The 20,955-nt window shown below is 54.3% G+C and carries 16 protein-coding genes; 14 read left to right on the top strand and 2 right to left on the bottom strand.

Annotated elements, in window-relative coordinates; translation table 11 throughout:
* Positions 1-81: 81 nt before the first annotated feature.
* From R3I13_RS25540 to R3I13_RS25585, 10 genes are all read left to right on the top strand, one after another.
* Positions 82-969 carry a decaprenyl-phosphate phosphoribosyltransferase gene (locus R3I13_RS25540; protein WP_346320832.1) on the top strand — a complete coding sequence of 296 codons (888 nt, stop codon included), beginning with the start codon at positions 82-84 and terminating at the stop codon, positions 967-969.
* Positions 969-2,309 carry an FAD-binding oxidoreductase gene (locus tag R3I13_RS25545; RefSeq protein ID WP_346320833.1) on the top strand — a complete coding sequence of 447 codons (1,341 nt, stop codon included), beginning with the start codon at positions 969-971 and terminating at the stop codon, positions 2,307-2,309. The genes R3I13_RS25540 and R3I13_RS25545 overlap by 1 nt, the downstream gene beginning before the upstream one ends.
* Before the next feature lie 30 nt (positions 2,310-2,339).
* Positions 2,340-3,071, top strand: coding sequence for an SDR family oxidoreductase (locus R3I13_RS25550; protein ID WP_346320834.1), 732 nt, complete (start codon positions 2,340-2,342; stop codon positions 3,069-3,071).
* The gene (locus tag R3I13_RS25555) at positions 3,068-3,661 is read left to right on the top strand and encodes an HAD family hydrolase (RefSeq protein ID WP_346320835.1); all 594 of its coding nucleotides are present in this window, start codon (positions 3,068-3,070) and stop codon (positions 3,659-3,661) included. The genes R3I13_RS25550 and R3I13_RS25555 overlap by 4 nt, the downstream gene beginning before the upstream one ends.
* 49 nt (positions 3,662-3,710) lie before the next feature.
* Positions 3,711-5,255 carry a patatin-like phospholipase family protein gene (locus R3I13_RS25560; protein ID WP_346320836.1) on the top strand — a complete coding sequence of 515 codons (1,545 nt, stop codon included), beginning with the start codon at positions 3,711-3,713 and terminating at the stop codon, positions 5,253-5,255.
* A gap of 2 nt (positions 5,256-5,257) precedes the next feature.
* Entirely contained in the window at positions 5,258-5,848 is a 591-nt protein-coding gene (locus R3I13_RS25565) for a hypothetical protein (protein WP_346320837.1), read from the top strand.
* Positions 5,849-5,905: 57 nt separating this feature from the next.
* Positions 5,906-7,678 (top strand): ABC transporter transmembrane domain-containing protein, encoded by a 1,773-nt coding sequence (locus R3I13_RS25570; RefSeq protein WP_346320838.1) that lies wholly within the window; start codon positions 5,906-5,908, stop codon positions 7,676-7,678.
* Positions 7,679-7,718: 40 nt separating this feature from the next.
* The gene (locus R3I13_RS25575; protein ID WP_346320839.1) at positions 7,719-7,940 is read left to right on the top strand and encodes a hypothetical protein; all 222 of its coding nucleotides are present in this window, start codon (positions 7,719-7,721) and stop codon (positions 7,938-7,940) included.
* Between the two features lie 245 nt (positions 7,941-8,185).
* Positions 8,186-13,732: an AAA domain-containing protein gene (locus tag R3I13_RS25580; RefSeq protein ID WP_346320840.1), complete on the top strand. Its 5,547-nt coding sequence runs from the start codon at positions 8,186-8,188 to the stop codon at positions 13,730-13,732.
* 115 nt (positions 13,733-13,847) lie between these two features.
* Positions 13,848-14,057: a hypothetical protein gene (locus tag R3I13_RS25585; RefSeq protein WP_346320841.1), complete on the top strand. Its 210-nt coding sequence runs from the start codon at positions 13,848-13,850 to the stop codon at positions 14,055-14,057.
* On the opposite strand, the gene R3I13_RS25590 is transcribed toward R3I13_RS25585, so the two are convergent.
* Complete coding sequence (locus R3I13_RS25590) at positions 14,054-15,421, bottom strand: exonuclease domain-containing protein (protein ID WP_346320842.1); 1,368 nt, start codon at positions 15,419-15,421, stop codon at positions 14,054-14,056. The genes R3I13_RS25585 and R3I13_RS25590 overlap by 4 nt on opposite strands.
* A 126-nt stretch (positions 15,422-15,547) precedes the next feature.
* Here R3I13_RS25590 and R3I13_RS25595 point away from each other — a divergent pair, with 126 nt between their 5' ends.
* The 3 genes from R3I13_RS25595 (at position 15,548) to R3I13_RS25605 (ending at position 17,139) form a co-directional block, all read left to right on the top strand.
* Positions 15,548-16,363 (top strand): mechanosensitive ion channel family protein, encoded by an 816-nt coding sequence (locus R3I13_RS25595; RefSeq protein ID WP_346320843.1) that lies wholly within the window; start codon positions 15,548-15,550, stop codon positions 16,361-16,363.
* Positions 16,364-16,506: 143 nt separating this feature from the next.
* The gene (locus R3I13_RS25600) at positions 16,507-16,863 is read left to right on the top strand and encodes a hypothetical protein (protein WP_346320844.1); all 357 of its coding nucleotides are present in this window, start codon (positions 16,507-16,509) and stop codon (positions 16,861-16,863) included.
* A gap of 33 nt (positions 16,864-16,896) precedes the next feature.
* Entirely contained in the window at positions 16,897-17,139 is a 243-nt protein-coding gene (locus R3I13_RS25605) for a hypothetical protein (RefSeq protein ID WP_346320845.1), read from the top strand.
* Between the two features lie 88 nt (positions 17,140-17,227).
* On the opposite strand, the gene R3I13_RS25610 is transcribed toward R3I13_RS25605, so the two are convergent.
* Positions 17,228-17,950 carry an SRPBCC family protein gene (locus R3I13_RS25610; RefSeq protein ID WP_346320846.1) on the bottom strand — a complete coding sequence of 241 codons (723 nt, stop codon included), beginning with the start codon at positions 17,948-17,950 and terminating at the stop codon, positions 17,228-17,230.
* Positions 17,951-18,215: 265 nt separating this feature from the next.
* Between R3I13_RS25610 and R3I13_RS25615 the strand changes: the two genes are divergently transcribed.
* Positions 18,216-20,954, top strand: a complete 2,739-nt coding sequence (locus R3I13_RS25615; RefSeq protein ID WP_346320847.1) for a TonB-dependent receptor — start codon at positions 18,216-18,218, stop codon at positions 20,952-20,954.
* Position 20,955: the final 1 nt, after the last annotated feature.

Here is a 20,955-nt window from a genome sequence, read left to right on the forward strand (position 1 = left end):
TACTTTAATAATTAAGGGGTTAAAAATAGTGACAAATCCTCAGATTCATCGTATTTTGCGGCGCATTAATGTTTAATCCCCGTGCAATATATTAAATTATTACGGCCAAAACACTGGGCTAAGAACCTCTTCATGTTTATCCCCCTCTTTTTCGCAGGTGAGATATGGAATATTGACAAGATCATCGCGGCTTTCCTGGGGTTCATTTGTTTCAGCATGATCGCGAGCAGCATCTATATTATCAACGATTACCGCGACATCGAGGCAGACCGCGCCCACCCTACGAAAAGCAAGCGCCCCATGGCTTCAGGCGCTGTGCCGCCCAAAGCGGGCCTCGCGATCTTCTTTACTCTGGTGATAGCCGGGTTTGCAGGCGCAGTGTACCTCGCGGAAAAATTCGCGTTCGTGCTCAGCATCTATTTCGTGCTGAACATGGCTTATTCCTTCGGCCTGAAGAATATTTCCATCCTGGATATCTTCATCGTGGCCTCCGGTTTTGTACTGCGCGTAAAATCGGGCGGTGTGCTCACCGATATTGCTGTTTCCGAATGGCTGATGCTGATGGTGTTCCTTCTCGCACTGTTTATGGCCATCGCGAAACGAAGGGACGATATTGTGCTGAAAGACGTAACCGGCAAGGATATGCGCAAAGCCTCCAAAGGGTACAATATGGACTTCCTGAACGTTTCCCTGGCCCTCGTTTCAGCCGTGATCATCGTGGCCTACATCATGTATACCATGGCGCTGCCCACCATGCTCTACTTCAAAACGTACCGGCTCTATTACACAAGTATTTTTGTAATTGCCGGATTAATGCGATATTTGCAAATAACCTACGTGGACAACGATACAGGTTCTCCCACAAAAATCCTATACAAAGACCGCTTTATTCAAATAACCATTCTCCTGTGGATCCTCAGCTTTTATGTGATCATTTATTTACCGACGAATAAAAGTTTTTTTGAATAATGCGAAAACAATTATCAAACTGGGGCAATTATCCCACATTGGACTGTGACGAAGCGGCCTTCTCCGTGGAAGACCAGCTGAAGCAGTATGTTGACACCCATGAGCACATCATTGCCCGGGGCAACGGCCGCTGTTATGGCGACGCGTCCCTCGGCGAGCACAGCATTTCTACCCTCCGTTACGATAAAGTACTGGCTTTCGACGAAACTGCCGGCATATTTGAATGCCAGAGCGGCATTACGCTGGACCAGGTGCTGGACATCACCGTGCCGAAAGGCTGGTTCCTGCCTGTTACCCCCGGCACCAAGTTCATCACCATCGGCGGCGCCGTAGCGTCTGACGTGCATGGCAAGAACCACCACGCCGAAGGCAGCTTTTCCAATCATATCATCAGCATGCAGGTGTTTACCGGCAAAGGGCTTCTCTCCTGCTCCCCGCAGCAGGAAAGCGACCTATTCTGGGCTACCTGCGGCGGCATGGGCCTTACCGGCGTGATCACCACCGTGAAGTTCAGGCTGAAAAAGATCGAGACCGCCTACATCAGGCAGAAACAGATCAAAGCCAAAAACCTGGACGAGATCATCCGCCTGTTCGACGAGCATAAACATTATACATACAGCATGGCCTGGATAGACTGTCTCCAGAAAGGCGACAGCTTTGGCCGCAGCATCCTCATCGTGGGCGAGCACGCCACCGAAAACGAGCTGAACGCCAAACAGCGCCAGGCGCCGCTCACGCTGCCCGGCAAGCTCAAGCTCACCGTGCCGTTCAACCTTCCCGGCTTTGTGCTGAACAACTTTACCGTAAAGGCCTTCAACGCGCTTTATTACGCCAAGAACACCAAAAGAGTGATCGGGAACGTGGTGCCTTACGAGCCCTTCTTTTACCCGCTGGACGCCATCCATCACTGGAACCGCGGCTACGGGAAAGACGGCTTCGTGCAGTACCAGTTCGTGCTGCCGCTGGAGCATAAAGACGGGCTGGCCGCCATCCTCCGCCGCATCAGCGAAAAAGGCTGGGGCTCCTTCCTTGCCGTGCTCAAGGTTTTCGGCAGGCAGGACGACCTGATCTCCTTCCCCATGGAAGGTTACACCCTGGCGCTGGACTTCCCCGTGCGCAAAGGCTTGTTCCCTTTCCTGGACGAGCTGGACGCATTGGTGCTGGATTATGGCGGACGGCTCTACCTGAGCAAAGATGCGCGGATGCAGCAGGACGTGTTCTGGAAAAGTTACCCCAATGCCCGTAAATTCGAAAGCATTGTGCAGGCCTACAATCCCGGCGGAAAATTCCGCTCTGTCCAGAGCGACCGCCTGCAATTCAATTACGGCGCCAATTCTTAAACATCACACCGTTAATACGTAAGTTCTTATATGCCTACTGTACTGATTTTAGGCGCAGGTTCAGACATGGCCGTGGCCATTGCACGCAAATACGCCTCGGCAGGTTACGCCCTGCAGCTGGCGGCCCGCAACCCTGCGCAACTGCACGCCCTGGAGCAGGATCTGAAGATCCGCCACCAGGTTGCGGCTACCTCCCATGCCTTCGACGCGCTTGATTTCGATTCGCACGCTTCCTTCTACCAGTCACTCCCTGCGCAGCCCGATGTGGTGATCTGCGTGTTCGGCTACCTGGGCGTGCAGGAAAAAGGCCAGCAGGACTGGCAGGAAGCTTCCCGCATCATCAGCACCAATTATACCGGCGCCGTATCCATCCTGAATATTGCCGCCGAAGCCATGGCCGCCCGCGGCAACGGTTCCATCATCGGCATCAGCTCCGTGGCGGGCGACCGCGGCAGGATGAGCAACTACCTGTATGGCAGCGCCAAAGCGGGTTTCACGGCTTATCTTTCCGGCCTGCGCAACCGCCTGTTCCATAAAGGCGTGCACGTGATGACCGTGCAGCCCGGTTTCGTGGATACGCAAATGACCCAGCACCTTACCCTTCCGCCCCTGCTCACGGCCAAACCGGCGGAAGTTGCCAACGATATATTTAAGGCCGCAGGTAAAAAGAAGAATGTGATCTACACCAAATGGTTTTGGCGTTACATCATGCTCATCATTACCAGCATTCCCGAATTCATGTTTAAAAAGCTGAAGCTTTGAAGAACGTTATTGCCTTTTTTGACTTCGACGGTACCATTACCAGCAAAGACACCCTTTTTGAGATCATCCGGTTTCAAAAAGGGGCTGCTGCGCTGTATGCGGGCATGGCCCTGCTTTCTCCCCTGCTGGTGATGTTCAAGCTGAAGCTCATCAGCAATCACCGCATGAAGGAGATCGTGCTGAAATTCTTTTTCCGCAATACCCCGCTGGACGTGTTCCAGCAGCAATGCGACGACTTCTGTCGCCTGCGCCTGCCCGCGCTGCTGCGGCCTAAAGCGCTTAATGCCATCGCCTGGCACCAGGCCGAAGGACATAAAGTTTACATCGTGACCGCTTCCGCGGAAAACTGGGTGGCACCCTGGAGCCAGACCCTCGGCATTCCCTGCCTGGGCAGCCACCTGGAAGTGAATGACGGCCGCATTACCGGCATGCTCACCGGCCCTAACTGCAATGGCAACGAAAAGGTTTGCCGCATCCGCGAGGCCGTGCACCTCACCACCTTCGAAACCGTGTATGCCTACGGCGACAGCAGCGGCGACCGTGAAATGCTGGCCCTGGCGCAGCACAAGGGATTTCGTGCATTCGAATAAAATAATTTGAGTATTTTCAGGCATTGTTACCTCCCAGGAAAAAACAGCTATGCCTGCACGAAAAAACCTTATTCCGGCTGATTTCACCGGCCATCCGCGCGTAACCGCCGTGCTGGAGCAGCTGGCGGATGCAAAAGACCGCCCCGGCGAGCCGCGGTTCAATTTCAAAGACCTTACCGTTTCCGACACATTCGACGCAGAAGGCCATCAATATGTGAACCTCGTGCAGGAAGGCGGCGGCGTGCTGGGTGTGGCGCTGGTGGGTTACACTTATATCCTCGAAAAAGCCGGCATCCGCTTCATGCGCCTGGCAGGCACCAGCGCCGGCGCTATCAACACCATGCTGATGGCCGTGGTAAAGCCGGACAAAACGAAGAACCTCACCAGTTCCGAACGCATCCTGCAATACCTCTGCGATAAACCTTTCTTTGATTTCGTGGACGGCCATCCTTTCGCCAAATGGCTGATCAAAACCGTGATCAGGACCACCAACTTCGGCGCCCGCGTGCGGAAGGCGGCCATCATCACCGCCATCACGCTGGGAGGCTTGCTGCTGCTGGATATTGTGGCTACCGGCCTGCGCACCAAATATCCGGTATTTCACGGCATTGCTATTACTTCGTATATTCTTACCGGTATTTTGCTGATGGCGCTGGGCCTGGCGGGCGGCTATTTTGCGTACCTGTTCCAGCGGCTGAAGAACCGCGGCTTCGGCATCAATCCCGGCAGGAACTTCACCGACTGGATCAGTATGATACTCGAAGAGAACGGCGTGAAGTCCATCGAAGACCTGGAACGCGCCGCGGGCCAGGCGCCGGAAGGGCTGCACATCCGCAGCAATTTCACCGACCCGAATATCAGGAACGATCCCACCAAAGGCCTGGTGCCCGATATCACGCTCATCACTTCCGATATCATTACACAGAACAAAATAGAATTCCCGCGTATGTGGGACCTGTTCAGGGTTACCAAAGATTCCCTGCACCCGGCCGAGTTCGTGCGCGCATCCATGAGCATTCCCATCTTCTTCGAATCGCACATCATCCGCGACATCCCGAGAGACCATCCAAACATCAGGGCCAGCTGGGCCAAACACCTGCTGATGGAACCGAAGGACATTCCCAGCTCCGTGCGTTTCGTGGATGGCGGCGTGCTGTCCAATTTCCCGATCAACATTCTTTACAACCCGGAGATCATCGTGCCGCGCCTGCCCACTTTCGGCATTGAGCTGGACGATGCCACGCCGGAAGATATCTCGCAGAACCGGGCCGACCAGCTGAGCCTGGGCAGTTATCTCGGCAAGCTGTTCAACACCGTGCGGTATTATTACGACAAAGATTTCCTGCTCAAGAACAACCTGTTCCGAAAAGGGATCGGCGTGATCAAAGTGGCGGATTTCAACTGGCTGGACTTCAACATTTCAGACGACAAACAAAAAGAACTGTTCATCCGCGGCGCCGAAGCCGCGCGCGACTTCCTTCTGCAATTCAAATGGGAAGAGTATAAACAGGCCCGCATCATCGTTCACGAAGCCGTGAACACCTCCGACAAAGAAGCGAGGGAGCAGCTGAACACGCGGGCGCGAAATATTTGACCATGCTTTATTTCCTGATCACCTACACTATCACCTGCATCACGGCCATCTGGATGACGAAGATCGCGCGGCGCTTCTTTTTCCGCGACAGGGACGGCCTGCGCCGCATCTTTAATATCCTGGACCTGCAATTTCCCGTTTCGGACAGCGAGCTGACCGGCATGATCCGCAACATGCTGCCCGGCGTGCGGAAGGCCGTGCGGCTGCACCTTTGGGTCGATTTCCTGTTCATGGCCGGCCTTTATCCTTCTATAGCCCTGCTTTGTTACATGCTGGGGGAAAAAACCGGCCAGGGCATCTATTTTTTCTGGATAACCGGCGCTTTACAGGGCGGGGCCTGGCTCTGCGACATCCTGGAAAACATCTTCCTGCTGCGGAAGCTGCGAAAACCGGAGCCGGACAAACAATTTTCCACGTATAGTTTTTTTGTTTATACCAAGTTCATTATTGTCTATACCGGCCTGGGCGTCACCCTGCCCGTGGCATTTTACTGCTGGATGACGGGAGACTTCTCATCCGCCACAGTGCCCTATGCGCTGGGCCTCCTGGCGGAAACCGCCCTGGCCCTGTGGCTCCTGGACCGGGTGCGGTGATACAATATTTTGCCGCGCCGTTCGTCTACTCCAGCAGGAAAGTTTTAATTTCAACTTATGGAGAAAGAGCAAAAACGCTCAAAGATCACCTTTACCGGTATCCGCAAGGCCTTGCGATTATATGAATACGCCAAACCTTACCGCTGGCAGTTCGCCATCGGCCTGATCATGTTATTATTGTCCAGCAGCGCCAGCCTGGCCTTTCCCAAGCTGCTCGGCGACCTGATCAACCTGGGCGACGAAAAGCGGCTGCTGCAGGAAATAGACCGCGTGGGCCTGATACTGGCTGCCGTGCTCATTTTACAGGCTTTATTTTCTTACCTGCGGGTACGCATATTTGTGAGTGTGACCGAAAAAACACTGGCAGCCTTGCGGCAGGCCACTTACAGTCACCTGGTGCGACTGCCTATGCGGTTCTTCGCCGAACGGCGCGTGGGAGAACTGAACAGCCGCATTTCTTCGGACATCAGCCAGCTCCAGGACCTGTTCACCACCACCCTGGCGGAATTCCTGCGGCAGGTGATCGTGATCGTGGGCGGTATTGCCCTGCTGTGGATCACTTCATGGAAACTGACACTTTTCATGCTGGCCATTGTGCCCGGCATCAGTGTGCTGGCAGTGGTTTTCGGGAAACTCATCCGCCGGTATTCCAAAAAAGCGCAGACGCAGATAGCAGAGTCCAATACCATCGTTGAAGAAACCCTGCAAGGTATTTTTAACGTGAAAGCCTTTGCCAATGAATATTTCGAAATAGGCCGCTATAAGGCCGCCACGAACAGCGCCGCCCAAACCGGCGTGAAAGCCGGAAGTTACCAGGCCGCTTTTGTATCCTTTATCATCCTTGGCCTCTTTGGCGCCATGGTGGCCGTGATCTGGAAAGGGGTCATGCTTATGGAAACGGGCGAGATCAAAATAGGCCATCTCTTCTCCTTCATTTTTTACACCATCTTTATCGGCGGCTCTATTGGCGGGCTGGCAGAAATCTATACCCGCATCCAGCGCGCGCTGGGCGCTTCCGAAAATCTCCTGGAGATCCACGACGAACCCGTGGAGGACATCCGGCTTGCCCCGGCCAAAGAAGTGGCGCCCATTTCCGGCGAGATCAGTTTCCTGAACGTAAGTTTTCATTACCCTTCCCGTAAAGATATTCCCGTGCTGAAAGACGTGAGCTTCGCCGTGCAGCCCGGCTGGCAGGTAGCGCTCGTAGGGCCCAGCGGGGCAGGCAAATCAACCGTGGTGAGCCTGCTGCTTCGTTTTTACGATCCCATTTCCGGCGCCGTTACGTTCGACGGGCAGGATGCGCAATCGTACTCGCTCACAGACCTCCGCAGCCAGATGGCCGTTGTGCCGCAGGACGTGTTCCTGTTTGGCGGAACCATCAGGGAAAACATTGCCTACGGCGATCCTTCCGCTTCAGATGAAGCCATCGAAGCCGCGGCAAAGCAGGCCAATGCCTGGGAATTCATCACCCATTTCCCCGAAGGATTAAACACCATCGTAGGCGAGAGAGGCGTACAGCTTTCCGGCGGCCAACGCCAGCGCATTGCCATTGCCCGCGCCGTGCTGCGCAACCCGCGCATCCTCATTCTCGACGAAGCCACTTCCGCCCTGGACTCCGAGTCCGAACGCCTGGTGCAGGATGCGCTGGACAAACTCATGCAGGGCCGCACCTCCATCGTGATCGCCCACCGCCTCAGCACCGTCCGTCGCGCAGACCTGATACTCGTGATGGACAAAGGCCAGATCGTGGAAGAAGGTACGCACGAGGAATTGATGGAAAGGGCTGAAGGGTTGTATAAGGGGTTGAGTGAGTTGCAGTTTACGGTGTGAGTGGCAGAAATTGATACATTTGTGAAATAAATACTCCGGTATGGGAAATTATAGGCTCGACAGAACAGCATTCAGGCAAATGACTTTTAAAGAAGCCGATGCCGCCAATATATTCGGCAAGGAGGTGCCTTATGCTGAAAGACTGCGCCAGGCATATTATCTCATTTCCCAGGCATATGGATTTTCAATGTCAGATCAGCCCAGGCTGGACAAAAAATTCATTCCAGCAGGAAACTCGGTAGCTAAACACAAGCCAAATTAACACCACTCAACCAGCCCAATATTTCCCTTACTTCAAGCGTTATAAAAAGCTGCACCCGCACTACGGGACATTTCCGGGCAGCTTAATGTTTTAATAAAACCACCGGACACCTTGACACTCAACCATGTAGAAAAACCTGCTTCTTCCGGAAAGGAAATGTGGATTTCTTCCCGTTGACCCGGGCGGTGAAAATCGATATTTTTGAGGGATTTACCCGCAATCACTGTTCAGTATAAACGAATATCTTGACGACGATCTCATTCCGGCAGTTCCTGCAAACCGCCTTCCAGCACGGCGCTTATTCTACAGACGACGTAATCGCAGCCGTGCTGCCGCTGTTCCGCACCGTGCAGGCGCTGCACGACGCCGCGCTGGTAGCGCCTTTTGGCGACGAAAACGCTTTGCAGGTGCAAACCCGCACCATCACCATCAACACGACCGCCGCGCATCCTGAGCTGGATGCCGCAGACCGTATAGACGCGCTCTTCAACAGTTATAACCCGCATTTTGAAGTAGTGGATAAAGTGAAGTTGCTGGCAGACCAGCCGGAGGCCCTGAACCTGCGCGTCCATCACGACATCCACCAGCCGCTGCACCATGCGGCTTATGTGCCCGGTTACCGCAGCTACGAGATGCTGCTCGGTCATCACGACGAGCAGACGGACATTTTCTGTCTCGGCCTCGTGCTCACCAGTGTAGCGCTCGGCATCGACCTTTATGAGCCCGCCGGCCTGGACCAGCTGGTGGCCCAGCGGCAGCATCCTTTGCGTTACAAACAGCTGCACCCTGCTATTGGCACGCTCATCACTGAAATGACCGAGCTGAACCGCGCCCACCGCACCCGCGACCTCCAGGAAGCGATCCACCGGCTGGAACATTACCGCGACTTCGATCCCGAAAAACAGCTGGACCTTGCACAGGTAGCGGGCTGGGTAACGCACGACCGCTCAGAACGGCAGACCTTCATCCTTAACAAGCTCCGCAACCGCCTGTTCGACGTAAGCCGACGCAACCGCCTGCTCTTTTACAAACCCAACACGCGTTTTGCGAACCTCACTATCAGCAGCGTGCCCATGGTGCTGCATCACCAAAGCATCCGGCCTGAACTGCTCTTTACCTGGAACCCCGAGATCGCGGAGAAAATTACGGGGATGAAAGACCTTTCCCTGAATAAATACCTGCGTTTCGAAGATCATCCTTACCTGCCAGGCATCCTCAACAAGATCAGGCTGGAAGCCAGGAAAGACGTGCAGGAATATGGTTTCAGCCAATTGAAGCTGGTAGTCGCCTTCCTCAAATGGCACAACCTGCCGGAAGACCCGGAGGAAACGATCTTCAGCCCGCTGCTGCTCATTCCCGTGGAGCTGAAAAAGAAAAAGCAGGTAGGCGGCGACCAGTATGTGCTCAGCATTACAGACAACAACGCGGAAGTGAATCCCGTGCTGGCCAACCAGCTCCGTGAGTTATACGGCATAGAACTGCCTGACCTGGTGGACCTTGAAGAAATGAGCCTGGAACAATTTTACCAGCTGCTGCAAATGCAGGTGGAAGGCGCCAACCGCGGCATCGTATTGCAGCACATGCAGAAGCCGCGCATCAAACTCATCTACAAAGAAGCGAAAGACACCGTTCAGCAATACCAGAAAAAACAACCTGAAACACAAGCCGCCGCAGAGAGAAAACTATCCCGCCCCGTGCCGTCGCCCGTGGCGGAACGCAAACCGGGAGAAGCGGAAAGGCCATTGCCTGAAGGAGCCGGAACAATCCCCGGCGACGCGGCCCTGTTTATCGACGACGGCGCTGAAGCACCTTTTGCCGAAGGCGCCGCCGAAACGCCGGAACAAGTTGATGAAGGCTCATCCATGCCTGGCATGCCTGCCGAAACACCGGAACAAAAGACTGAAAGCACATCCGTGCCTGATGCACAGACTGAAACAAGTCAAGAACAAGTTATCGCGGAAAATGCTGAACCACTAACGCCAACGGTTGAACGTAAATCCCCACGCACCTCTACCGCCGAAGACCATGAACTGTTCCAGCTTGCGGAAGCGGCGCACAATCCTTACCGCTGGGAGTTCGACAGCTGCCACGTGGTGCTGGGCAATTTCAACTACAAAAAAATGAGCCTCGTGCGGGATTACAATTCCGCTATAGATCAGCCGCAGCAGCACGTCGTGTTCGACCAGCTGTTCAGCGCCCAGCCCCGCCCCGTGCAGGAAGACACGCCCGCCCCTGCCCTGCCCGAAGAGTGGTATCACGTGATACAGGCAGACCCTACACAGGCGCGTGCCATCATGCAGGCGCGCAACGGCGAAAGCTACATCATCCAGGGGCCGCCGGGTACGGGCAAAAGCCAGACCATCACCAACCTGATAGCAGATTTTGTTGCGCGCGGCAAACAGGTGCTGTTCGTCTGCGAAAAACGCGCCGCGCTGGACGTGGTGTATCACCGCCTCAAACAACAGGGGCTGGACGAGCTTTGCTCTTACATCCACGACAGCCAGGCAGACAAACGTTCCTTCATCCGCGACCTCAAGCTCACCTACGAATCGAACCTGCGGCCTGGAGCAGACCAGCATAGCATCAACGTAAAAAGGAATGCGCTGCTGCATACCCTGCGCACCCAGCTGGAGCGCTTGCAGGAATTCCACGACACCCACGCCCGCGAGGAAGAACAGGCCGGCATTGCCGTGCGCGCACTGATAGAAAGGCTGCTGGCGCTGAAAGACCTGGTAAGACCGCTCTCCCCCGTCGAAGAAGAAACCGTGCCGCATTACCGGCAATGGCTGCAATCCGGCAACATGGTGGAGCAACTGGGCGAGGCACTGGAAGAAAGCGGCGCAGAACCCGTATTTGCCCTGCACCCGCTGAGCCGCGTCCATGAAAAGATATTTGCGGCAGAACAGCCTATTACGCAGCTCCAGCAGCAAACGGCGCAAAGTCTTGCCATGCTGGAGAAAGTAACCGGCTTCGCGGAAACTTTCGATGAGCTGAAGCAGCTCGTGCTGCAAGCGACGCTGCTGCTGCCCCTGGCGGAAAGCAACAATCTCCGGCTGTTAGACGATCATAATCCCGAAGCCATCGCATTCGAAAAAGAGCTTGCACATTTGCGCGTGCTGCAACAGGAAGCCGACCGCGCCGCCGCGCAGAACACCGGCTGGCGGAATAAATTCAGCGAGCAGGACACCGCACAGGCAATCAGCATTGCAACCCGCCATGAGCAATCGTTCTGGCGCTTCCTTTCCGGCGCATGGCGAAGGCTGAAAAGCCGGATGCAGGAGAGTTACGACCTCTCGCAACACGCCGTGCAGCCCGCATTCAGCCTGCTTTTGCAGCAACTGCAGGAAGAATACGCAGCCGCCCGCAACCTGGCACAGGCCCGGAAAGCCGTGCAGCAGCAATACCGCATAGACAACATCGAGCTTACCTGGCTTTCCATAGAACGGCTGCGCATGAAGCTGCACGAACCTTCGCTGCAATACCTGCTGCAACATGAAAAGGCGCAGCAGCTGGTGATGCAGCTCGCCGGCCTCCAGGAAACCCTCCACCGCCTCGACCTCCAGCTTCAACAAACCTTGCAGGACCCGCCGTCGCAACATTTCCGCGAGCTGCGCGACCTGCTGGAAAGCATCCAGCTGAACGCCCCGGCGCTGGAAGAACTGCTGCCCGCCCTCGGCAACTACCTCGATATGCCAGGCGCGCTCAAGCAGGCGCTCCGCTCCCTCCCCTTCACGCCTGCTGAAATGGAAGCGGGTATGGCGCATAAAACCCTGCGGCAGTTCTACCAGTTCAATAAATCCTTTGCCAACACCGGCAGCCAGGCCGTGGAGCAGACCGTGGAAACCATCCGCCACTGCTACCATGAGCTGCTGCAGCTCAACGCCCAATACATCCGCATCAACGTAGGCCAGCGCTTCCGGGAACATGTGCAGCTCAGCAACCGCGCGCTGGCACAGGTGCCGGAAGAGCAACAGGAATTTGCAAAACAATACGCCGAAGGCCGCAAGATACTGGAGAACGAATTCTCCAAAAGCATGCGCTACAAAAGCATCCGAGAGCTTTGTTCCCGCGGCAGCGGCCTTGTGCTGCGCGACCTGAAGCCCGTCTGGCTCATGAGCCCGCTCAGCGTAAGCGATTCCTTCCCGCTGGACCAGCCTTTCTTCGACGCTGTTATATTCGACGAAGCCAGCCAGATCACGCTGGAAGAAGGCGTGCCCGCACTTTACCGCGCGCCGCAGACCATCATCGTGGGAGACGACCGGCAGATGCCGCCTACCGACTTCTTTTCCGCCAGGTCCGGCGACCCGGACGACCTCGAGCGCAACGATGAAGAGGACGAGATCCTCAGCGCCGATGCAGACAGCCTGCTTACGCAGGGCGCGCGCAAAATGAACAGTCTCATGCTGGGCTGGCACTACCGCAGCCACTCCGAAACGCTCATCAGCTACAGCAACCACGCGTTTTACGGCGCGGGCCTGCTTACCATACCAGACAGGAGCATTCACACTACCGAGAAACCCGCCATCAGCGTGCAACAGCCTTCAGACGCCCTGTTCAACGTCAATGCCCTGTTCGACCGCAGCATCAGCTACCATCACCTTCCCAATGGCACATACGCCAAACGCGGCAACAGCGCCGAAGCAGCGTACATCGCACATTTGGTACGGGAGTTATTATTTAAGAACACAAAAGAAAGCATCGGCATCGTAGCATTCAGCCAGGAGCAGCAGCATTGCATAGAAACCGCGCTGGAAGCGCTTTGCGCCAACGACAAACGGTTCGATGAGTTATTGGAAGACGCCACCGAGCGCACGGACGAAGGCCAATTCACCGGCCTGTTCGTCAAGAACCTGGAAAATGTGCAGGGCGACGAGCGCGACATCATCATCATGAGCGTTTGTTACGCCCCCGACCATCGCGGGAAAATGAGCATGCACTTCGGCCCCATCAATAAAAAAGGCGGTGAAAAACGCCTGAACGTGATCTTCAGCCGGGCGCGGCAGCACATGGCCATTGTGAGCAGCATCCGCCACCACCAGATCACCAATGTATACAACGCGGGCGCCAACTACCTGCGCCGTTTCCTGCAGTATGCGGAGAACGTGAGCACCGGCAATATGGCCGCTGCCCGCAATATCCTCGACAGCCTGGCCACGGGTAAAACCCCGCAGCGTTATCGTACAGGCGGCACCGTTATCCTGAAAGAGATCAGGGAACAACTGGAAAAGCTCGGGCTGGAAGTCACCGAACAGGTGGGCCAGAGCGGCTTCCGCTGTTCGCTGGCCGTGAAGGCGGATGCGAAGGACAAATCTTTTTCCCTTGGGATACAGGTAGACGATGAGGACTGGTACCGGCATGAGAACGTGCTGGAACAATATTACCAGCGCCCCGCGGTGCTGGAAAGTTTTGGCTGGCAGGTGCTGACGGTGTATGCGAAAGACTGGCTGCAGCAGCCGCAGAAAGTGATGGAAGACATCCTTCGCCGCCTCGGTAAACCGCAACAGGCCGCGCCGCTAAATGCCATCATCCCGCAGGATGCAGTACCGGCAGGCACTACACGGCTCCTGCAGGGAGAAGGGAAAACGGAAAAATTCTGGGAAGCGGCGGTAAGTGGTTCCAAGCTGTTCATCAGGCAGGGCAAAACCGGCACCAAAGGCCAGATACAGGTAAAGACCTGCATCGATGCGGCGGATGCCGAAAAGGAAAAAGAAAAACTGGTGGAAGAGAAAAAGAACAGCGGCTGGAAAGTAGCCGGTGAAGAGGCTTCCCCGGGGCAGCCGGAATTATTCTGACAACGGCGGCGCTATTCTTTCCTTTTTCGTCTACACATTTACGCCTGTAATCTACTCTCCGTATAGTTTTCATGGTTAGGTGATAGTTTTGACATGAAGCAAACACATCCTGATCATGAAAGCATCTACAGAACGAAAGATCATCCGCTGGCTGCATATCCTGCTGAGCATACCGATCCTGGGATATATTTACGGTCCTGTTGCCGGCATTCCATCGGCCGCCAACGCGGTACGGTTCGTTTTCCTGCCGGTAGTGGTGCTCAGCGGGCTCTGGATGTGGAAACGGCATTGGTTCAGGAGAAGAAAAACGGGGAAAACGGTTTAGATCGCCAGCAGCCTTCCCGCGTTGACGGAAGCATACGTGCGCAGCAGGTTCAGGATGAACTCGTTCTCCGGGTATTGCGTCAGCCAGTCCTTCAGCATTTCACTGCCTGAAACCGCCACATCGCGCGGAACGTAGCCCATGCCATAGAATTTGCCTTTCTCCATCAGGATGCAGCTCTGCTCCGACGCCATGCGGCCATTGTCCAGTATTACGAATGAAGGCTGCTCCGATTGCAGATGTTCTACCGCCTGCATCACGCGTTTGTTGTATTTCGCGGGCTTTTCCTTTTTGTTGCAGGCGCCTTTGCAGGTTTTATCGGCGATGCCCACGCATTCATCCTGGCTCGTTTGCAGGAAGCACAGCTTCGGGCACAGGCTGAACTCCCGGATCAGTTCGCGCAGCCGCGTATGGCCTTCGGCGATCATATTGAATGTATAGATCGGCGTACTGTATTTCCTTCTTTTTTCTATGGCCAGGCGGAGATAGCCTTGCTGGTCTTCAAACAAATAAAAACCGAATTTCGACTCGATCCTTTTTTGCGCATTGTTGTATTGCGGCCACAGGCGGCGTATTTCCACGGATTCGAGGATAAACGCCATCAGTTCCGTACCGGTCTTTTCGTAAGTGATGCTGTGAATATTCCTGATAAACTCCTGCCGCTGGCGGCCGGCGTTGTTGCCGGTAAAATGGCTGGTAACGCGTTTGCGGATATTGCGCGCCTTGCCTACGTATACCACTTTCCCTTTTTCATTGTGGAAGTAATACACACCGGGCGTGGAAGGCAGCTCTTCCACATGTTCCTGCGGCAGATGAATGGGCAGCCATTTGTCTTTGGAGCGGCCGTTGAGCGCCTGTGCGATAGCTCCCTGGGTATCGGAAGCCATCAACATTTCGAACAACTGTACCGTGGCCAGCGCATCGCCGGTGGCGCGGTGGCGGTTCTGGATATTGATCTTCAGCTGCCGGCACAGGTTTCCCAGGCTATAGCTGGGAAAACCCGGAAATACCTTGCGGCTGAGCCGCACGGTGCAGAGCTTTTTGCTTTGCAGCCTGTACCCGCAAAGGTCCAGCTGGTGGCGGAGGAAGGAATAATCGAAATTGACGTTGTGGGCGATGAAGATCTTGTCCTGCAACAGCTGGTAGACGTCTTCCGCCACTGCCTCAAACGGGGGCGCGTTTTCCACCATTTCATCGGTAATGCCGGTCAATGCCTGGATATACCGGGGAATGGGCATGCCTGGATTCACAAGCGTTTCATACTGCTGAACGATCTCTTTCCCGTCGTGGATAAATATGGCAACTTCCGTGATACTGCCGGCACTGGCGTGGCCGCCGGTGGTTTCGATGTCTACAATGGCGTACATACCCGCAAATATACTGCTTCGTACGCAAGGTATCTGCGCACCCGCACCCATAGGTATTTTAGTAATCCGAACCGCCCTGAAACCCAGCATTATCCGAATGGTGCAGTATTTGTATACTTTTTTTCCATGGAATGGACGAACCTTATCCTGGAAAAACTGGAACGCTGGGGCCAGGCGGCTATCAAAATGCTGCCCAACCTGGCGCTGGCCGTGCTGGTGTTCACCGTTTTTTACCTGCTGGCAAAGCTTGCCAAAACCCTTATCTACAGGCTCAGCTGCCGGCTGTCGCACAAACAGGCCATCAGCAACCTGCTGGCGGGTGTGGGCTGGTTCATCGTGTTTGCCATCGGGCTGTTTACTTCCCTGGAAATACTAAAGCTGGATAAAGCCGTGAGTTCCTTGCTGGCCGGCGCGGGCATCATTGGCCTGGCGCTGGGTTTCGCTTTCCAGGACCTCACTTCCAATTTCATTTCGGGCATTTACATCACCTTCCGCAAACCCTTCGATGTAGGGCATGTGATCGAAACGAACGGTTTCACCGGCAGCGTGGAGAACATTCAGTTCCGTTCCACTACCATGCGCACTTTCGACGGGCTGCATCTTATCATCCCGAACAAAGACATCTTCCAGAAACCCCTCATCAACCATTCCCTCACCACCGAAAGGAAAATAGAACTGCACTTTACTGTGCCCTTCAATAAAGAACCCGCGCCCGTGCTGGACGATATAGTGCAAACGCTGCGCAACATCGTCAAAAAGGAACGGCAGAGCGGCGTACGGAAGGCGCCCGAAGTGTTCTTTGAAAATATAGAAGGCAACAACCTGAAACTGATGGTCAGCCTCTGGATCAGCAACAGCAAAGACAATTCCTTCAACCAGGCACGCCATCGCCTTATTACTCAGGTACTTGATGCGCTGCGGCAAAAACAACTATTACCATAATTACCCGGCGGGGAGCAGGTTGCACAGTTTGCGCCGATCATTCACCCAATTCTATGGCTGTTTTGCAGTTGTTTTGCATGGAGCGGATTTTGCACGGTATTCCATCGGGAACAAACATCCGTTCACTATTTAAAACTATTGCCATGCAAACCAATAAACAGCAGCAGTCCGCAGGTAACCCGGCGGCTTACCCGAGCCCGGTGAACAGTGATTTCAGGGCCGGCGGCGAAGAAGAAAGATGGCCTGAAGATCCCCAGGCAGCTGAATTTGACCAGGAGGCTGCTATAGAAAGGGAAAGAGAAGTACAGGAAGCGGAAGATGCGGATATCGTGGAAGACGACCGCCCCGGCCACGTTATCAGCAGCGCAGCAGGCGCGCCGCCGGAAGACAATGATGAAGTCGAAGACGAGGAAGAAGACGATGACGATGAAGAACTCAATTACGACGACCTTGGCGATGAAGAAGAGGAAGAAAACGACACCAAAGATCAATCTGTTTAAACCATATCAATCACATAAAAAATTGAAAGACCAATGAAATCACGTATCGTACCATTAGGCGTATTAGGGCTTATGATAGCCTTTGTAGTTGCCCAGGCAGGTAACGGGTTTACGGGTGAATCCACCCTGCCTTCCAACCAGGGATATACTTTAATGGCGAAGGACACGGTGCCTGAAAACGACACCACGCCAAAGAAAAAGAAGAAAAAAGACAAAGACAGGGATACGTCCAACCTGCCTAAACCGGATACTTTCAAAGCATCATTTCGGCCATAGCATACAGGATGTTTGATTTTGAAATGGAAATGGCGTCCCGGAACATTCCGGGACGCCATTTTTTATATCGATGAATGAAGTGCTTCGTTTAGCCGACGGCGATATTGCCGATCCCTGCGTTCTTTTCTTCCAGGTGCTGCTTGAAACCCCTGATGTCGTTGCGCACCAGGCTTTCGAAAGCGGGATTGAATAGTCTTGCAATGCCTTCGCCTACGTATCCTGCAGGCGGGCGGTAAGTGATGGTGACCAGCAGTTCCGTGCCGCCGTTTGATGTATCCCTGAAGCGGATCTTTCCTGCATTGGCCAGCTGCGCGCCTTCCATCGAGCGCCAGCCCAGCATTTCACCCGGCACATCTTCCACGATCTCCGCATCCCACTCCAGCTTGATATTACCGGCCAGGCGGATGGTCCAGTGGCTGTAACGTTCATCCTGCACTTCCACATCATGCAGGTGTGCCATGAAAGCGGGCAGGTTTTCCAGCTTGCGCCAGTAGCTGTATACTTCCGCGCGCGGGCGGTCTACCACGAAAGAAGTACGGATATTCACCGAGCGGGCATGTTTCGGGCGGATATTCTCTTCCACTATGGCAGACACGGGACAATTCCCTGAAATGCCGCGGTAGAGCAGGTAACTGCCTGCAAGGATACGTATGAGGCTTTTAACGGGCGTTTTACCAATATCCGCCAGCCCGATATATACCAGCGAAGCGCCAGCCGCCGAAGAAATGATCCTGCCGGTCTTAGATACATTGATCACCGTGGAATTTTCATATAGCCCGCCGGCACGGGGTGTTCCTTTTTCCTGCTGCATAAGTTTCCTTTTTGTGTATTACCATCCAAAACCTTGCGAGAGTGTAAATATGCTGATTTTCAATAGCCTGTAAGACAATGCCGTGTAATAATTCCCCAGCATTTCCCATTCTGTAAACAAACAAACGGGAGTTTTGTTCCTGAATTTCCCGATTCGATCAGGCTTTTTGCTGATAATCAGCAGTTTAGAAAATGATTGATTTCCGGTTAACATAAATTTCACACAGGCCGGTGAAGTAACTTTGCGGCGAATAAAACGGGGACCATTGAAAAGACTAGCATTACCTATACTCTTGATTGTCTGCACCTTCTTTACCGCCAGCGCACAGGAATACAAAGGCGGCATCCGCCTGACCGTGACAGACCGGGAAACCGGCACCCCCCTGCCCTATGTCAGCATTTCCGTGAAGGAATGGGAAATACAGCGGGTGACGAACGAAAGCGGCATGGCATTTATCGCTTACAACCCGGAGAAGCCGGACAGCATTCATATTTCACTGTATTACATCGGTAAACGCGCACAGCAGCTCACGATCCTCCCGCAGCCCGGCAGGCTGATCGATCAGCGCGTGCAAATGCAGCCGCTTTCGCTTACCATCGACCAGGTAGAGGTGAACGCCACACGCGGGCGCAACCTGCAAAGCAATTCCTCTGTCGTGATAGAAAGAAGCGCCATTGAACAGATACAGGCTTATAGCCTGGCCGATGTACTGCAGCTATTGCCCGGGCAAACCATCCGCAACCCTGATCTTCAGAACCAGCAGACACTGAACCTGCGTTCCGTGGCAGACGGCAGCTCAGCGCAACGGAACAACGCCTTTGGCATCGGCTTCTATGTGGATGATGTGCCTATTTCCATGAATGGGAATATGCAGACGCAGAATATCGGCAGCAACAGCGGGCTGATACAATCTTTCAGACCGCCAGGTACCGGGCAGGCAGAAGCTTATGCTACCAACCAGGGCGCCGGCAACGGCTTCGACCTCCGGCAGATGGCAGTGGGCAATATCGAAAAGATCGAGGTGATCAGCGGCGTGGCTCCTGTGCGTTACGGCGATATTACGGACGGCGCTGTGCTGATCGAGCGGGTGGCGGGCGTTTCACCGCTCAACGTAACCACCCGCTTCCAGAGCGGCAACACCAACGTAAGCGCCAGCAAGGGTTTTAAGCTCGGCGGTAAAGGCGGTTTGATCAATACCAGCATCGACTATATCAATTCCGTGACCGACCCGCGCGACAGGCTGAAAAGTTATAACCGGCTGAACGCCGGCGTGCTCTGGACGCGGTTCCTGGATAAAAACGAGATCTGGAAAAACACGGTGGCAGTGGATGTATTCACTACCCTGGATGGCGGGAAATCCAATCCTCAAAACGTGAACCAGCCATATGTGCGCATCCGCAACCAGGGTTTCCGCAGCTCCGTAAGAGGCAACATCGCCATCGACAAAAAATTTGCCCGCAGTATTTCCTATACGCTGGGAGTCGCGTACAGCGTACAGGACGATTACAGTGAACACAACTACAACAGCGGTGTAAAACCTGTGACCGATAACCTGCAAATCGGCGAAAAACAAGGCCAGTTCACCCCGGCCAACTACAGGGTAACAGAACGCATCTCCGGCAAACCCATGGCCGTGTTTGCAAGGTTGGAAAGCAATTTCCAGCTGTATGCCGCGGGAGTAGAGCACCAGCTTTCCTACGGCGCTAATCTTTCCTACGATGACAACTTCGGCGATGGCCGACAATATAACCCGCTGCGCCCAAGGAGCGTTTCAACCTCCTATTCCGCCGAGCGGCCGGAAAGTTTCCGCGATGAAAAATCCCTTGCACAACTGGGGCTTTACGCGCAGGACAATTTCAATATTGCCCTCGGTTCCCGCACGCTGCGCAATAGTATTGGCGTGCGTGCAGACAGGCAGGGAAAATTCTGGAGCTTCTCCCCCCGCCTGTCCACCAATTACGATATCAACCGCACCTGGCGTGTGAATGCAGCCTTCGGCCTGGCTACCAAAGCGCCTTCCATGGCATATCTCTATCCCGGCAAATCATATTGGGATATCGTGCTCATCAATCATTACGTAAACGATCCGGCACGCAATCTCAACCTGACCTATACGCTCATGGAAAACCCGGTGAACACCCATCTTAAAAGCGCCCGGTCCATGACGGTGGAAGGCGGCATCAGCTTCAGGGATAAATTCCTGAGCGGCTCGCTGAACGTGTTTTATAAAAAGACCAAAGACGGGTTTACCACCAACGCTGAAATAGCGCCGATCGAGCTTCCAAACTATGTACTCGTCGGCAGCCCCGCCGGCCAGCAGCCCGTATATGAAGCGCAGGGCACGAAAAAATATGTGCTTGAACATCACATCCTGGCCAACGACGCCGTTAACAACAGCAAGGGTTTCGAGTTGTTCCTGAGCACGCGGAAGATCAGGGCTATCCAGACCTCTTTCGACTTTTCAACTTCCTACGTCCGCTCGCACAGCTACAATGCGGGCACCAGTTCATATGGGCCGGACAATATCGACAACACGCATATTGCCGTGGCAGGCCGTTACAACACCGGCTGGTCGGACGTGCAGGAAATGATCTCCACCCTTTCCACTACACATCACTTTTCACCGCTGGGCCTGCTGCTGAACCTTCGCATACAGGCTTTCTGGCTGAACGTTTCCGAAAGCGGGCGCAACTCGGGCCTTCCGATCGGGTATTACGACCAGCAGCTCAATTACCACGAAATACCCGAGAAAGACCGGCAGAACCCGGAGTTCGCGCACCTGAACAGGACGCCCACCGGCGGCAGCAAAACAAAAGTGCCCATCGTTTACACCAACTATCATATGCGGCTGGCAAAAGAGATCAAAAAGAAATACAGGTTCTCCTTCTATGCCAACAATTTCCTGAACCACCGCCCCTCTTACCGCAGCAAAAACGACCCGACCATTATCATAGAAATGAACCAGTCGCCCGTATTTGGCGGGGAGATCATGCTAAAATTCTAAA

It is taken from the genome of Chitinophaga sp. YIM B06452 (genome assembly GCF_039655965.1).
In the GTDB taxonomy this organism is placed as follows: domain Bacteria; phylum Bacteroidota; class Bacteroidia; order Chitinophagales; family Chitinophagaceae; genus Chitinophaga.